Origin of the sequence: Bacteroides graminisolvens DSM 19988 = JCM 15093 (assembly GCF_000428125.1) — a bacterium.
GTDB classification, from domain to species: domain Bacteria; phylum Bacteroidota; class Bacteroidia; order Bacteroidales; family Bacteroidaceae; genus Bacteroides; species Bacteroides graminisolvens.
The window spans coordinates 236209-252468 of record NZ_KE386627.1; the positions used below are offsets into that span (position 1 = coordinate 236209).

A 16260-nucleotide genomic window follows, 5' to 3' on the forward strand; every position below is an offset into this window, starting at 1 on the left:
ATCTAAAATTTATCTTATATGTATGAGTCTATTTTGATGACTTTCTGCTCAAAATCATCTTTATATTTTGAGCGTGCTTTTAGTTTTGATCGGTAGGTGTAGATAGTTGTTATGCTTGAACGAAGGATACTTGATATTTTCTGATTGTCAGTGAACCCAAGTCTTATGAGGGCCAAAATTCTTAGTTCTGTTGTAAGTTTCTCATCCTGTTTTGGAATAATTTGTCCGTCATCGTTGAGTAATTTATTCACTTCGCATACAAAGTTTGGATATATGTTGAGAAATGCCGAATCAAAATTTTGGTAAAACTGTTTAGTATGGCTATTGATAAACTCATTGCTTTTTAATATTTCATACAACTCTGGTAACTTGTGGTCTTTAGCCAGTCTGTTTTCTGTTTTGCGTTGCTGTTCAACATTGTCAATAAGAATAGAACTGAATTCAAGAAATCTTCCCAGATACTCTTCTTTAATTCCATTGGCTTCTTGCATCAGCCCATTCGTCTGTTGTAGTTTCTCTATAGCCTTGTTTAATTCTATATTCATTAGTTTCACCTTATAGTTGGCTCGGCGATAACGCTTTAAGAGCCAATAAATTACTGTTAATCCGGCAATGAGCAGTATTGCCACAATAGATATTGCAATGAGTAATATCACAATACGTTTATGTTGTGCATGTTGCTCGGTTTGGTAACCAGATACAATTTGTGGTATAAGCAAAGAGGCTTGAGTGTTGCGAAGCCTTGTCCCATAGAAATTAGCATCTTCTATACTGACGTTCAGGTATTTGTAGGCGCGCTCTACATTACCCTCCGCAAAAAGGATTGATGAAAGTTCACGTATTGAATTGTTCTCACGAATGCATCCTTTTAAATCAGATGTTGCGCTCAGAATAAGATATTTTTTTTGCTGTTCATAATCACCTTTACAATAGTAGAAGAAAGCCAACGTACTAGTAACAATGCTGTATTGACGGTCACCCGAATTCAGTTTATTTAAATAAGCAGATAATAGAGAAATGGCCTTATCATATTGCTGAAGCTGACATACATAGTTGGCCAAAGTAGACGTATACAAATATGAATCTTTGTTGGCATTGTCAATTATCAATTTTCGGTAAAATTTAGCCCTGTCAATATATCCGTTGTAATATTGAGTACCGTTGCTGAATTCTGCTTTGAATAAGTAGAGCTCGCACCACTGGTTATAGTAGTTCATAAGGTCTTCACCTGAAAGTAGATTGAAGTCAATAGAATTTAGTACATTTTCTGCTTCGTCAAATATTCCGGCTACAGAAATAATATGAGCCTTTTCAAGCTTGCTAAGCATTATACGATGTTGATCGCCCATTTTGCTAGCTAGTTGAATATTACTTTCTACGTATTTAAAAGCAGAGTCATATTTAAAAGCCTCGTATTCTTTGAAGAGTTTACTGTTTATTGAGTATCTTTCAATATCTGTGAGCTTCTTGTCTTTAAGTATCGATTTTATAACGTTTATTTCCTTGATCTTTTCATCTGTAAACCTACTTTGCAACATGATCATACTGTCTAGACGAGAATATAGTTCATCACCGATGGCAACATTCCCGGAGAGTATTGAGAAACAGAAAATAATCGTTGTGGTTAACTTCCTCATATCCGGTATCATATAGATTTGTAAAACGACAAATATAACGTATTTATTTTGCCGACGCAAACAATGAATAGGTTGTTTTATTTCTTGTTGTGCAAAACATAAATTGCTGTTTTTGTGTTATATAACCAGTTTTTTAATTTTAAAGTAATTAGATGTTATGTCATTAATAGAAGATTTACAGTGGCGCTATGCCACAAAGAAATTCGATTCAACCAAAAAAGTTTCTCAGTCAGATATAGATAAATTGGTAGAAGCAGCTCGTTTAGCGCCTACCTCATCCGGACTTCAGCCTTTTCGTGTGTTGGTAGTCAGCAATCAGGAGTTGAAAGACAAAATGGTGCCTATTGCTATGAACCAACAACAAGTGGCCGACTGCTCTCATGTCCTGGTGTTTGCGGCATGGAACAGGTATTCTGCCGAACGTATTGATTCCATTTACGACTTCACGACAGAAGAAAGAGGATTGGCAAAAGGTTTCTTCGGTGCTTATACTGATAAGCTAAAGTCTATTTATCTGCCACAAGATGAAAAGGAAAACTTTGAACATATTGCCCGCCAAACATATATTGCTTTGGCATTGGTTATGGCGCAGGCTGCCGAGTTGAAGATTGATTCCACTCCTATGGAAGGGTTTTATAACGATCAGCTCGACGAGTTGCTAAACCTTTCTTCCCTCGGATTGAAAAGTGTAAGCATCTTGCCCGTAGGTTACCGTGATGCTTCGGCTGATTGGTTGGTTAATATGAAGAAAGTTCGTTTGCCCAAGGAAGAATTTGTTATTGAAATGAAGTAGCTAAAGTATACATTCTTCAATTTTATAAAAATAAAGGCTGCCCCTGCAATAGCAAGAGGCAGCCTTTATTTTTTGTAAAACGATCCAAAGTTAGGTCTTTGGTTTAAAGCAAAAAAAAATGGCTACCCGTCACGGGCAACCAATCTTTGTTAACCTTAAATCTAATACTATGAAAAACACAGTACAAAGTTACGTGTTGAGATCTTATTTGCAAATTATGCAGGATAAAAACATTGCTTTATAACATGGTTTAATATTTTAAGGTATTTTGTTAACATTTTGACGGGAATGATCGTGCTTTGCAAAATTAGTTTCGTATGCATTTATGCAAATGCATTGCAAGCGCACAACGAGAGCTACTTGAGCCCGACTGTTGCCCAAACGAAGCATGCTAAGTCGCTGATAATCAGTTTTTGTCGTTATGCGTGTGCAATGCCATTAGAGAGAGAGTATCATAGATACTCATAGCATCAAGTCTGAGCTATCATTTGGGGCTGATAGCCCAGACAAATTCTTTGGGTTATGAGCTATATACCTCGTGCCCTCCCGTCCATATAGCTCATGAGCACGGGCTATATACCTCACGACCTTTGGGGTATATAGCCCGTGACCTCTGAGGTACATAGCCCAGCGGTTATGATGACTGAGAGGCTTGTTCAGAAGCCGTTGGCTTATGTTTTCGACTTGCGTTTGTAGGCAAATGCCTGCCAACGTTCTTCGGGTAGGTTTTGCTGTTGCATCTCGTAGCGGGCCATCACGAACAGCAAGTCAGACAGGCGATTCATGAAGCGCAGTATTTCGCCCGGTAGTTCATCCTGCCTGTTCAGTGTCCACAAGCGTCTTTCTGCCCTGCGGGCCACGGTGCGGGCAAACTGCAACTGTGCCGATGGCAGCGTGCCTCCGGGCAAAACGAAGTAATCATTGTCGCGCAGCAACTCTTTCAGCCGGTCAATTTCCTGTTCGCAGCGGATGGTCATGTCATCCGGAATTCGATTGGGGTTCTCGTTCCGGATAGCTGCCGGAGTGGCTACGTGGCTCATTACCACCATCAATTCCCGCTGAATGGTGTGCAGCGTATCCTGAAATTCATGATGGGGCGGCAGCAAAGACCGCACGATGCCCAAAACGGCATTCAGCTCGTCCAGACAGCCATTGGCTTCAATGCGAATATCATCCTTCTCAACCCGGGTGCCACCGTGAATTCCGGTGCGTCCCTTGTCGCCTCCTTTAGTGTATATCTTGCTCATTTTATGCAGATTAGGTTATTTCCATAAATCGAAAATGCACTGCTCGCCCCAGTACAGGTGTGTGTAGCCGGCAATAACGTTTTTGTAGCGTATCAGCGCTGTGTCTACCGGCGTGTTTCGGGCCGAATAAAGCTGGCAGGCACTCTTCATGGGGTTGCGCAGGCTTGAATAGTGAAACTCATGTCCGCGCCATGTTACGCCGTTGTACTCACCCATCCGGTAGCCCAAGTGAAGTTTCATGTTCTCCATGGTGGCTTCCTGGTCTAAAACCCCCGCCATGGGGTACGAAATGCCATCCATGCCCGTTATGGAGTTGCACAGGTACATCATCCCTCCGCACTCAGCCAAAACCCGTCCGCCCGAAAGCGCATAATCCCTAATGGACTGAATCATGCTTTTATTTGCGCTTAGCGGGCTTAAAAAGAATTCCGGGTATCCTCCTGGCAGATAGAGGAGATCGGCGCTTAGAGGAGCGGAAAAGTGCCTTAGCGGGCTAAAGAACTCCACGTCACCATATTCTTTTAGCTGATTTATGTTTTCCTGATAGGTAAAATTGAAAGCCTCGTCATGCGCTACGGCAATTTTAAGTTTTCGAGAAGAAAATGACGAAACGGGTGCGGATATGGACTGTACATTTTCTGTCTCTTTGCTGCAAATATTTAACAAATCATCTACCTGTATGTACTGTTCTATTGATGCGGCAATGCGGTCGGCAAACTCCTCGAAACGGAATTTTTCATCGAGTGTAAGGCCCAAATGACGCGACGGAATCTCAATGTCTTTTTGTCTCGGAAGGTACCCGAAGCAATGAACCCCCGCATCCGTACAGGCTTGTTTCAGGTAGCTGAAATGACTTTCACCGGCTACTTGGTTAAAGATGACTCCGGCAATGCGCACCGTCGGATTGAAATGTTTGTATCCGTAAAGTATAGGAGCTACCGAGTAAGCCATGGAGCGGGCATTGAGAACCAGTACCACGGGAATTTGGAGCAGGGAGGCAATGGCAGCACTGCTACCCTTCATGCCATCGTATCCGTCGAACAACCCCATCACTCCTTCCGTGAGGCAAACATCGGCTTTGGCTCCGTAACGGCTGTAAAGCTCGCGCACATGTTCCTCGGAAGCCATCCATGTATCCAGATTCACCGAAGGGCATCCCGCAGCCAGTGCATGGTGCTGGGTGTCAATGTAATCGGGACCGCATTTAAACGGTTGCACCGCATACCCTCGTTTACTCAAAAGCCTGAGCAAACCCAGCGTGAGCGTTGTTTTTCCGCTGCCCGAAGAAGCGGCACCTATCAATATATGGGCATTCATTTGGTCTATCAATTTGAGTTAATAAGATGCAAATATAAAATAAATTAATAACTTTGCGGCGCTTTGGTGATGTAACGAACATCCTGTTTGCTACATAAAAGGGAATCTGGTGAGAGTCCGGAACAGTGCCCGCTACTGTAATCCCCTGCCCTTACAGGGCATAACCTGAAGAGCTTACTCGCTCACATGCCACTGTTTCTTATTGCATAATGAAACGGGAAGGCGCTCTTCAAGGGGAAAGTCAGGAAACCTGCCAGGCAACATAATGAATACAGCAATCCCGGGGTCAGGAATGCTATTTATTAACTACTTATCATATATCAATGAGGAAAAAATGCCTGCTTGCAATCCTTGTAGAAGGTTGCATTGTTATGAATTCGTTCGCGCAAGTAACGCTGAGCGGAAAAGTGATTGACGCAGAAAACGGACTACCCGTGAGGGGTGCTAACGTTCGTTTGGAACAAACTACTATCGGTTGTGCTACCAATGCCAAAGGAGAATTCACTCTCAGTAATGTGAAAGAAGGGGAACAAGTGCTCAGGGTGAGCTGCTTAAACTATGCTCCGCTTAGTCGGAAAATATCGGGCAGCAACTCCAATCTGGTGCTAAAGTTGAAGAACGCATACATCAACCTCGATCAGGTGGTTGTTACGGGTACCGGGACGCATCATAAGTTAAAGGACACTCCCGTGCCTATTGAAGTGATGAGCGCTGCCGACATCAAGAAAGCCGGAATCACCGATTTTCAAACGGCCATGACCATGCTTCAGCCTTCGCTATCTTTTTCAACCAATGCCATGGGGTCTTACCTGATGATGAACGGACTGAGCAACAAATACGTGCTCATCCTGGTGAATGGTAAGAAGCTGACGGGTGATACATCGAACAACATCGACCTGAGTCAAATTAACATGAACAACGTGAAGCGTATTGAGGTGTTGAAAGGAGCTGCTTCTGCTCTTTACGGTTCCGATGCCATTGCCGGGGTGATCAACATCATTACAGATAACCCCAAGAATTTGATTACTGTTACTTCGAATACGAAGATCGAAGAGCGCGGACAGTTTACACAGGGTGTCAATGTAGATGTTAACACCGGAAAATTTGGATCGTTCACTTCATACACCCGTCAGCAGTCGGATAGCTGGAAGCTGAATTCGTACGACGAGGATGGTAACCTGACGGATAAGTTACCCGTGAATGCTTTTTATTCCGATGTGATTAATCAGAAATTTACCTACTCGCCTACAGCGGCTTTATCCATGTATGCCGAAGGCGGATACTATGACCGGATGACGAAGCGTCCCGTTAGTGCATACACCTACAACATGAAATATGATGCGTACAATTTGGGTGCCGGTGCCAAATATTTATTGGGCAACTCATCATACCTCAGCTTGGACTTGACTAAAAACAACTACGTGTCATACTATAAATACCTCAAGGAGTCGGGCAATTTTAAGGAGGGTGATGAGAGCATGACCAAGAAACAAAACTACTACAATGCCAATTTGAAAGGAGTTTTCAAACATTCGGATGCTTTTAAAAGCATTGTGGGATTGGAGTATGTTACCGACGAGTTGAAGCGTCCCGATGCCAGTGTTGACGAAAGCGTATATACTGCTGCGGCTTTTTGGCAGGAAGAAATCAATATACTAAAGAACTTGCAAGCCATTGTGGGACTTCGTTATTCGCACCACGAAACAGCGGGCAACAGCTTTACTCCCAAGGCTTCGTTGATGTATAGTCTGGGCGACTTTAATTTCAGAGCTTCATACGCAGCGGGATTCCGTGCACCGGGCTTGGATGAATTGTATTATTATACTTTTAAAACCAAAACCATTACGGCAGGTAGCTCCGAGCTTAAACCCGAGAAGAGTCATTACGGTTCTTTGAATGTGGAGTATGTGCACAACCGTTTCACCGCTTCGGTCAATGCTTATGTTAATTCCATAGAAGATATGATCAGCAGCAAAACGACTGCTCTTTCGTCTATGCCGGCTGATCAACAAGCGGCTATTCTCGAAAAAGCGACTGCCGTTTTCGGAGCTACCGAAATTAAAAACCTGAAGAATTACAAGGAGTATAAAAACTTCGATAAAGCATTGGTGAAAGGTTTTGATGCCAATTTGAATGCAGCACTGGGTTACGGATTCATGCTGGGCGGCGGTTATTCTTTTGCATACGCTCGCGGAAAGGATGAAAGCGGATGGACCAATATAGAGAGAAGCATTCGTCACACAGGTAGTGTTACAGCCAACTGGGCACATTCGTGGAAGGCATATCAGCTTAACGTGAACCTCAATGGACGTGTACAGAGCAAACGTTTCCACCAGTCGGGCGATTTGGATGAATCGGCTCCCGGATTTGGTCTTTGGAACCTGAATACACGTCACACTTTTGATAAGTGGGATCATTTTATTCTGGAACCGGGCTTGGGCGTGAATAACATTTTCAATTATCGTGACGACCGTCCGTATGGAGTTAATTATGCATCACTTACTCCAGGGCGTACCGTATATGTGAGTCTGCTTCTTAAATTCAAGAAATAACCATGAGAAAATTCATCTTTTGTTTCGCAATTCTTTTTAGTGTCATAATGAAAGCTCACGAAGGAGGAAATTTTGTAGAGTCGGACATGCTTGCATCGCTCCAACCTGGCGATAAGGCAGCCTTGCTGGTAGTGCATTTTGGTACTACCTATCCTGAAACCCGCCAACGGACCATTGAAGCTATCAATCGAACAATAGCGGATGCTTTTCCGCAACTGACAATACGTGAGGCCTGGACTTCACGTATTGTGATTAAGCGCATGGCTGCCCGTGGAGAAAAGATTCCTGTTCCTGCTCAAGCATTGCAGCAATTGCACGCAGAGGGTTTTACGCACGTGGTGGTACAATCAACCAATATTATTGAGGGCATTGAGATGGAAGCTTTGCGGGGTGAGGTAGCTCAGGCCACTTCACTTTTCAAAGACATCCGGGTGGGTAATCCCCTGCTCTATTCAGTTGACGACTACCGTCAGGTACTTCAAACGGTAGTGCAGCACGCACCTGCTCGTAAAGAGGTTGTATTGGTGGGACACGGCACGTACACTCCTAGCACATCTACCTATGCCATGATGGATTATATGCTAAAGGCCAAAGGATATGCTAATTTCCACGTAGGCACCATTGAAGGCTATCCTTCTTTTGATGATATGTTGCAACAGCTCAAGGCCAGCGGAAAGAAAGAAGTTACACTGATGCCTTTCATGTTTGTTGCCGGCGATCATGCCAACAACGACATAGCTGTTGATTGGAAAGAAGCATTAGTAAAAGAGGGTTTTCGGGTAGATGTAATGATGCAGGGGTTGGGTGAGTTACCCCAGATTCAGGAGCAGTTTATGGAGCATGCCCGTTTTGCGCTGACTCATAAACTAATTGATATTAAAGACAAGAAGAAACAATACGCACAATCAGAAAATGAATAAAAATAGACGACAGTCAATTATGATAAATAAAATAATCTATTCAATTCACAGAATACTGGGCACTTTGCTCAGTGTTCTGTTTCTAATGTGGTTTGTTACGGGCATGGTTTTGATTTACCACACTTTTCCCAAGGTTAATAACAAACAGAAAACGAAGGTGCTCGATACTTTGTCGGTTGCCCATTTACCTGATTTCAATTCGGTACTGCATCAGATTCCTGATTCGATGCTGGAAGGAACCATCAGACTGGATCAGTTCTTGGGCGAAACAAAGTTTCATGTACAAGCAGGCAAAACAGAATGTATAATACCTGCCGATTCATTGAAAACATTCTCTGAGGTTAACTGGAATTACATAAAGCAGACTGCTGAAAAGTGGTGTAGCGCCCAAGTAATCAGAGTCGACACGCTAAGAAAACTAGACCAGTGGATACCGTTTGGGCAATTGAAGAAAGACTTCCCCATCTATAAGTTCTATTACGATGATGAAGAGAATCACCAATTGTATATTTCATCCAAATCGGCAGATGTACTTCAGTTTACTACGTCCGATCAGCGTTTTTGGGCGTGGGTGGGTGCTATACCGCATTGGGTGTATTTTACAATCTTACGGCAGGATAAAGACCTATGGGTGAAGTCGGTTGTGATCCTGTCTGCTCTGGGTATTCTAATGACAGTATCGGGCATTTGGGTAGGTATTGATGCTTATTTGCAGAGATACCGCCGACAAAAAACACTGGCTTCTCCTTATAAGAAGAAATGGTATTGGTGGCACCACGTTACCGGTGTGCTGTTTGGAATCTTTGTGCTTACATGGATCTTTAGCGGAATGATGTCTCTTGTCGACACGCCTTCGTGGTTAGGACGAACACGGAATGAATCTTCGGTCGATCGGGTTTTGTCTCATCGCAACGTTTCTTCTTTGAACTACAAACTTGATTACCGTACTGTAGTTAAGGCGTATAGCGGAAAAATAAAATCGGTGGAATGGGATAACTTCAGAAATATTCCATTGTACAATATCGTAACTGAAACGGATAAAGTAACGATAGACGCATCTGCCGATACGCTTCGGGTTTTACAATTGACAGAGCAGGATGTGCTAAGCGTAATCCATGAAATTCATGGCAACCATATTCCTAAGAACATATCGTTGCTTACTGAGTACGATGCTTACTATATTTCAAAGGCAGGACACCTCCCCTTACCTGTATATCGGGTTAACATTGATAATGAAGACAAGGATACTTACTATATCAACCCGGCTACAGGGAAGTATCGCCATGTGAATAATCACGATCGTTGGGGCTTCTGGATGTATCAGGGGTTACACAGTTTAAAGATTAAGTTCTTGCTTGATTATCCGTGGGTGTGGACTCTTGTGATGTGGACATTACTAACCGGTGGCGCCGTTGTTTCGTTGAGTGGCGTAGTGCTTGGTTACAGATATGTGGCGCGCAAATGCCGAAAACTAAAGAGTTAATTTTATCTTTGCATATTCAGATAGAAAAAAATATGAAAAAAGGAAAAATCATAGTAGCCGGTATCGGACCGGGCAGTGAGGCCGACATAACCCCGGCTGTGCTTCATGCCGTTGCCCATGCCGATGTGGTGGTAGGCTACAAATATTATTTTCAGTTTATAAAGCCTTATCTTGCTCCCGACACGGTGTGTGTAGATACCGGCATGAAGAAAGAAAGACAGCGAGCCGAACAAGCGTTTGAATACGCTGATCAGGGAAAAACGGTTTGCGTCATCAGTTCCGGTGATGCCGGCATTTATGGCATGACTCCGCTGGTTTACGAAATGAAGAAGGAACGCAGCAGTGAGGTGGAAATTGTTTCATTGCCAGGCATCAGTGCTTTTCAGAAGGCAGCCAGTTTGCTGGGTGCGCCTGTGGGGCATGATTTCTGCGTCATCTCTCTGTCGGACCTGATGACTCCTTGGGAGAAGATTGAGAAAAGAATCATTGCGGCTGCAACAGCCGATTTTGTTACTGCTATATATAATCCCCGTAGTGAAGGACGTTACTGGCAATTGCACCGATTGAAAGAGTTGTTCCTCGAAGCAGGTCGCTCGCCGGAAACGCCTGTGGGACTGGTACGTCAGGCGGGACGGGAAGAACAGCAGGTGAAGCTTACTACGCTGCACGATTTTCAGCCCGATGATGCCGATATGTTTACCGTTGTGCTGGTGGGTAACTCACAGTCTTACAATTGGCAGAACACGTTTATTACTCCCCGCGGTTATTACAAGGAAGATGCGGAAGAGGCCAACGGCATCGGACAACAGATTATGATTCGCAGTTTCCGTACCATTGAGGCCGAACTGAAAGACAAGAACATTCCCCTGGGACGTAAATGGGCTTTGCTGCATGCCATTCATACCACGGCTGATTTCGATATGGAAAAACTGCTTAAGATAGACGATAATACGGTGGAAAACCTCTATTCTCGCTTTGAAAAGAGAGAGATAAAGACAGTAGTGACGGATGTGACAATGGCTGCATCGGGCATTCGGAAAGGTGCTTTGCAACGCATGGGCGTGGAGGTGAAATGCTACTTGGGCGATGAACGGGTGGCTGCTCTGGCTGCCGAAAAAGGTATTACCCGCACACAGGCAGGTATTCGCCTAGCCGTTGAGGAACATCCCGATGCGCTGTATGTGTTTGGCAATGCCCCTACTGCACTGATGGAACTTTGCCTGCTTATTAAAAAGGGAAAAGCTGCTCCTGCGGGGGTTGTTGCTGCTCCGGTAGGCTTTGTACATGTAGAAGAATCCAAGCACATGTTGAAACCTTTTGCCGCTGTACCCAAGCTAATTGTAGAAGGACGTAAAGGGGGCAGCAACCTGGCTGCTACGCTGGTCAACGCCATTTTATGTTTCAATGATGCCGAGCTGTTAAAGCCCGGAAGAGACGTATAGACATGGAACAGCAATTGTTTACAGTCATTGGGTTGAGTGACGGCAGGGAACTGTTTCTGCCTCCGCACATAGAGCGCATCATCCGTAACGGTGAGGTGTTCTCGGGTGGGGTGCGTCACAGACAGATTATGGAGAATCACTTACCGCATGGTGCTTTGTGGATAGACATAACCACACCGCTCGATGATGTGTTCCGGCAGTATGCCGGTCATTCTCACGTGGTGGTATTTGCTTCGGGTGATCCGTTGTTTTTTGGTTTTGCCACAACCATACAGAAGAGGCTTCCGCAGGCACGGGTGGTAACTTACCCTGCGTTCAACTCATTACAGATGTTGGCACATGAACTGACTATGCCTTACCACGACATGCAGGTGGTGTCGCTTACGGGGCGTCCGTGGCAAGAATTTGACAATGCGCTGATTCGCCGCACGACTAAGATGGGGGTGCTGACCGACAGGGAGCATACGCCTGCTACTATTGCCGCGCGCATGTTATATTACGGCTACAGCGGTTACACTCTGTTTGTGGGCGAATGTTTGGGCAACGAAGAAGAACAACGGATTCGTACACTGAGTTTGGAGGAAGCTTCCAAAGAGTCGTTCAAACACCCTAACAACCTTATTCTGCTGGCTCAAGGTGAAGGCAGACCCCGTTATTTCGGTATTCCCGATGGGGAGTTTGAGTTGCTTCACAACCGTGACAAGATGATTACCAAAGCTCCCCTGCGGCTGATGGATTTAAGTGTGTTGGGATTGCAAAACCGTCGTTCGTTTTGGGACGTTGGCTTTTGTACCGGGTCGGTGTCTATTGAGGCCCGATTGCAATTTCCTCACCTGCTCGTTACCTCCTTTGAAATCCGTCCCGAAGGCGAACAGTTGATGGAAGCTAACTCCCGTCGTTTCGGTGCTCCGGGTATACGGAGTGTGATAGGTGATTTCACTGCACAGGACTTATCTTCCCTACCCGCTCCCGATGCCGTATTTATAGGTGGTCACGGCGGTAAACTCAAAGAGATGATGGAACAAATCAGCCGGGTGTTACTGCCCGGAGGCATTGTGGTGTTCAACTCGGTGAGCGAAAACAGTTACCGTTTGTTTCTGGAAGCTGTAGCAGTCACCCCATTGACCTTACAAAACGAGTGCCTCGTTGCACTCGATGATAATAACCCGATACGAATTTTAAGTGCCGTATTATGAAAAAGAAAACTGCCATTATATTGGTTTCTCCTTCCGGTTTACCCGTTGCGTCTGTCTTACAAAAAGAGTTGGAGCAAAGCACCGTTTATACTACTGCTCCGGTAGAAGGTTGTACACAAATTGATCATATAGCTGCTTTTGTGGAGCAAAACTTCACAGAATTCAGCACATTTATTTTTATTGGCGCCATGGGCATTTGTGTTCGTAGCATTGCTCCCTGCCTGGGTCACAAACATACGGATCCGGCGGTGATCAACGTTGACAGCACCGGCAAATATGTGGTTTCCGTCCTTTCGGGACACGTGGGTGGTGCCAATGAGTTAACGCGTCACGTGGCATCTGTGCTTGGTGCCGAACCGGTTATTACCACGCAGAGTGATAATAGCGGACTGTGGGCGTTGGATTTGCTACCGTCCTTATACCATTGGGCGGCTGAGCCGTTTGGTGCAAGCATGAACCAGCTTATTGCTGCCTTTGTGAACGGTGAACCTACTGCTTTGCTACTCGAGGTGAGAGATGCAGGGACCTCTTATCTGGAGCGTACCTTGCCGCCTCATGTACATGTATGCTACCGTTACGAGGACATTCAGGTTGCGGATGTTGGTTTGATTATAGCTGTTACCCCGCGCATTTACGCTGCGGATGTTCCGGTGTTGTACTTCCGCCCCAAGGTGCTCCATTTGGGTATGGGATGCCGTAAGGAGGCTCATCCGCAGGGGGTGAGTGAGTATATAAAAGAGGAATTGGTAAAAAGTGGACTTTCTCCGTTGTCGGTTGTTAGCTTGTCGACCATTGACCTGAAGAAAGAGGAGCCTTTGCTGGCCGATCTTCAACAAAGTTTCGGGGTGAACGAGCTGCACATCTACTCGGGTGAAGAGTTGAATGAAGTAGCCGTACCGCATCCGTCGGAAAAGGTTGATACGGTAACGGGCACATCCAGTGTAGCCGAAGCATCGGCCATTCTGGCATCGGGCGGTGGTGCTCTTTGTTTGGAAAAGCAGAAGGGAGTATTCACGGAGAACAGCCATTTTACTTTTGCAGTAGCTATGGATAGCGGTGCCTGTCGCGGCGGACATATTGAAATTGTGGGTGCTGGACCGGGTGATCCGGATCTTATTTCCGTCAAGGGGCGTCACTTTCTTGAAGAGGCCGATTTGATACTTTATGCCGGTAGCTTGGTACCTCGGGAGCTGACTTACTGTGCCAAGAAGGGAGCCACCGTGCGTAGTTCGGCTTCCCTTGCACTCGAAGAACAGTTTGCTCTGATGAAGGAGTTTTATGACAGGGGGCAATTGGTGGTACGTCTGCATACGGGTGATCCTTGTATTTATGGTGCCATACAAGAACAGATGGCCTTCTTTGATCAGTACGGCATGCGTTATCACATTACTCCGGGCATTTCATCGTTTCAGGCGGCAGCGGCAGCTTTACAGTCGCAATTCACCATTCCCGAGAAGGTACAAACCATCATTCTGACCCGTGGTGAGGGACGTACGCCCATGCCCGATAAAGAGAAACTGCATCTGCTGGCTCGTTCTCAGAGTACGATGTGTATCTTCCTGAGTGCCGGAGTGGTTGATCAGGTGCAAGCGGAGCTGTTGCAACACTACCCGCCCACTACACCTGTGGCAGCATGTTATCACCTTACATGGAAAGACGAGCGCATCTACCGCGGTGAACTTCAAAACCTGGCATCCATCGTAAAGGAGAACAACCTGACGCTGACCACTATGATTGTGGTGGGCGATGCCATAGACAACCGGGAGGGATTGTCGAAATTATACTCGCACAAGTTTACTCATTTGTTCCGTAAAGGAACGGAAGGAGATGCAAAATGATTCTGGTTTTAGGCGGTACAACGGAAGGTCGAAAGGCGGTTGAGGTGCTTGAAGAGGCAGCACAGCCATACTTTTATTCTACCAAGGGCGAAGTGCAACAAGTGGCTTCTCCTCACGGAACACGCATTACGGGGGCGCTGGATGCAGCCTCTATGCTTGCTTTCTGCAAGGAGCACGACATTCGTTTGCTGGTAGATGCCGCCCACCCTTTTGCTGAAAATCTTCACTGCACCGTAGCGGATGTTTCCGGCGAGCTGGACATCCCGGTAGTCCGCTACGAGAGGCAGTATCCTCCGAGAGACAATGACTTGGTGTGGTGCAATGATTACCAGGATGCCATGCAGCAGATGGAGGCAGCCGGAGTAGACCGTTTGCTGGCGCTCACCGGGGTACAAACCATCGGTAAATTGGCTCCTTTTTGGCAAAAGCATCTTTGTTGGTTTCGGGTATTGGACCGGGAAGAGTCGCTGCAACTAGCTGTGAAACAAGGTTTTCCGGCCGAAAGAGTTCTTTTCTACCAACCCGGTGGTGACGAGGGTGAAGTGTTGAATCAGCTGCATCCGCAGGCAATCATAACCAAAGAGAGTGGTGCAAGCGGTGGATTTAATGAAAAAATAGAAGCAGCCCGCCAAGCGGGTGTGAAGGTTTTTGTGGTGAAAAGGCCTGAATTGTCGCCCGACTTTCGGTTGGTAGACGGTCCGCACGGTCTGCGTAGGACTGTGGAGCAGCTCTTGCCGGGGTTCTATCCGCTTCGTACGGGTTACACCACAGGCAGTTGTGCCACGGCAGCATCTGTAGCTGCATTAAAAAGATGGCTGGGTGAAGCTGTTGCGCATGTATCCATCTTTTTACCCGACGGAGAAAGCATCTCCATTCAAGCTGAAGCTCGTCTACTTAGTGATTATTCAGCTATGGGTTGTGTTGTGAAAGATGCAGGCGATGACCCCGATATAACCAATGGAACCGAGATTTGGTCGACCGTGGAATACCGTCCTTCAGCCGGTAAACTCGAAATCTGCATTCAGGGTGGTCAGGGCGTGGGACGCGTTACCCTACCCGGACTGGGACTTGAAGTGGGCGGTGCGGCTATCAACCAAACTCCCCGTCGGATGATAGAAGAAAATCTTCGCTATCACCTCCGTCAACAAGGTATTACAACGGGAACTATTACTGTAACCATTGCCGTTCCGCAGGGAGAAGAATTGGCAAAGAAAACATTTAATCCTCGTTTGGGCATTGAGGGAGGCATCTCCATCATTGGTACGTCGGGCATTGTGAAGCCCTTTTCTTCAGAAGCATTCGTTAACTCCATTCGCAAGCAGGTTGAAATGGTTCAGGCGTTGAAGGTGGAACGTTTGGTCATCAATTCGGGTGCCAAGAGTGAGAAGTACGTGCGCAAGCTCTACCCTCACCTGCCCTCACAAGCTTTTGTGCATTACGGTAACTTCATTGGTGAAACGATTCGTGTGGCTCACGAGGTGGGCTTGTCCCGGGTAACCATGGGTATTATGATTGGCAAGGCGGTGAAGCTGGCCGAAGGTTCGCTCGATACGCATAGTAAGCACAGTACCATGAACAAGTTGTTTTTGCAAGACATGGCACAACAGGCAGGATGCTCGACAGATGCTGTGGCTGCCATTGATTCCATCACGTTAGCACGTGAGCTGTGGAGTCTGTTTCATGCCGACGATCATAAACGGTTCTTTACTTTGCTGTTACAGGCATGTCACCTGCACGCCGATGTGCTGCTCCCTCAGGGCGAGCTGACTATTTTGTTGCTTACAGAAGAAGGGGATGTTTATTGATGTGTTAGGCTCGTAACATATATTGTTATC

General features: G+C 45.9%; 11 protein-coding genes and 1 riboswitch. Of the genes, 8 read left to right on the forward strand and 3 right to left on the reverse strand.

Annotated features, from left to right (window positions below):
- Positions 1 to 14: 14 nt before the first annotated feature.
- Positions 15 to 1637 carry a DUF6377 domain-containing protein gene (locus tag C511_RS0113555; protein ID WP_024995559.1) on the reverse strand — a complete coding sequence of 541 codons (1623 nt, stop codon included), beginning with the start codon at positions 1635 to 1637 and terminating at the stop codon, positions 15 to 17.
- A 157-nt stretch (positions 1638 to 1794) separates the two neighbouring features.
- On the opposite strand from C511_RS0113555, the gene C511_RS0113560 reads away from it, so the two are divergent.
- Complete coding sequence (locus tag C511_RS0113560; RefSeq protein WP_024995560.1) at positions 1795 to 2430, forward strand: NAD(P)H-dependent oxidoreductase; 636 nt, start codon at positions 1795 to 1797, stop codon at positions 2428 to 2430.
- Positions 2431 to 3101: 671 nt separating this feature from the next.
- Here C511_RS0113560 and C511_RS0113565 read toward each other — a convergent pair.
- Both C511_RS0113565 and C511_RS0113570 read right to left on the reverse strand, forming a co-directional pair.
- Positions 3102 to 3677: a cob(I)yrinic acid a,c-diamide adenosyltransferase gene (locus tag C511_RS0113565; RefSeq protein WP_024995561.1), complete on the reverse strand. Its 576-nt coding sequence runs from the start codon at positions 3675 to 3677 to the stop codon at positions 3102 to 3104.
- Positions 3678 to 3692: 15 nt separating this feature from the next.
- Positions 3693 to 4994, reverse strand: a complete 1302-nt coding sequence (locus tag C511_RS0113570; RefSeq protein ID WP_027318282.1) for a cobyrinate a,c-diamide synthase — start codon at positions 4992 to 4994, stop codon at positions 3693 to 3695.
- Between the two features lie 46 nt (positions 4995 to 5040).
- Positions 5041 to 5266: riboswitch (cobalamin riboswitch) on the forward strand.
- A gap of 99 nt (positions 5267 to 5365) precedes the next feature.
- On the opposite strand from C511_RS0113570, the gene C511_RS0113575 reads away from it, so the two are divergent.
- The 7 genes from C511_RS0113575 to cbiD are packed head-to-tail and all read left to right on the forward strand — an operon-like array spanning position 5366 to position 16230.
- Positions 5366 to 7546, forward strand: a complete 2181-nt coding sequence (locus C511_RS0113575) for a TonB-dependent receptor (RefSeq protein WP_051260534.1) — start codon at positions 5366 to 5368, stop codon at positions 7544 to 7546.
- A 2-nt stretch (positions 7547 to 7548) separates the two neighbouring features.
- Positions 7549 to 8466 carry a sirohydrochlorin cobaltochelatase gene (locus tag C511_RS0113580; protein ID WP_024995562.1) on the forward strand — a complete coding sequence of 306 codons (918 nt, stop codon included), beginning with the start codon at positions 7549 to 7551 and terminating at the stop codon, positions 8464 to 8466.
- Between the two features lie 19 nt (positions 8467 to 8485).
- Positions 8486 to 9949 (forward strand): hypothetical protein, encoded by a 1464-nt coding sequence (locus C511_RS0113585; RefSeq protein ID WP_034782515.1) that lies wholly within the window; start codon positions 8486 to 8488, stop codon positions 9947 to 9949.
- 32 nt (positions 9950 to 9981) lie between these two features.
- Positions 9982 to 11391, forward strand: a complete 1410-nt coding sequence (gene cobJ / locus C511_RS0113590; RefSeq protein WP_024995564.1) for a precorrin-3B C(17)-methyltransferase — start codon at positions 9982 to 9984, stop codon at positions 11389 to 11391.
- Between the two features lie 2 nt (positions 11392 to 11393).
- Positions 11394 to 12587, forward strand: a complete 1194-nt coding sequence (locus C511_RS0113595; protein WP_024995565.1) for a bifunctional cobalt-precorrin-7 (C(5))-methyltransferase/cobalt-precorrin-6B (C(15))-methyltransferase — start codon at positions 11394 to 11396, stop codon at positions 12585 to 12587.
- Entirely contained in the window at positions 12584 to 14425 is a 1842-nt protein-coding gene (cobM, locus tag C511_RS0113600) for a precorrin-4 C(11)-methyltransferase (protein WP_024995566.1), read from the forward strand. Before C511_RS0113595 ends, cobM begins: the two co-directional genes overlap by 4 nt.
- Entirely contained in the window at positions 14422 to 16230 is a 1809-nt protein-coding gene (gene cbiD, locus C511_RS0113605; protein WP_027318284.1) for a cobalt-precorrin-5B (C(1))-methyltransferase CbiD, read from the forward strand. Before cobM ends, cbiD begins: the two co-directional genes overlap by 4 nt.
- The last annotated feature ends 30 nt before the right edge of the window (positions 16231 to 16260 follow it).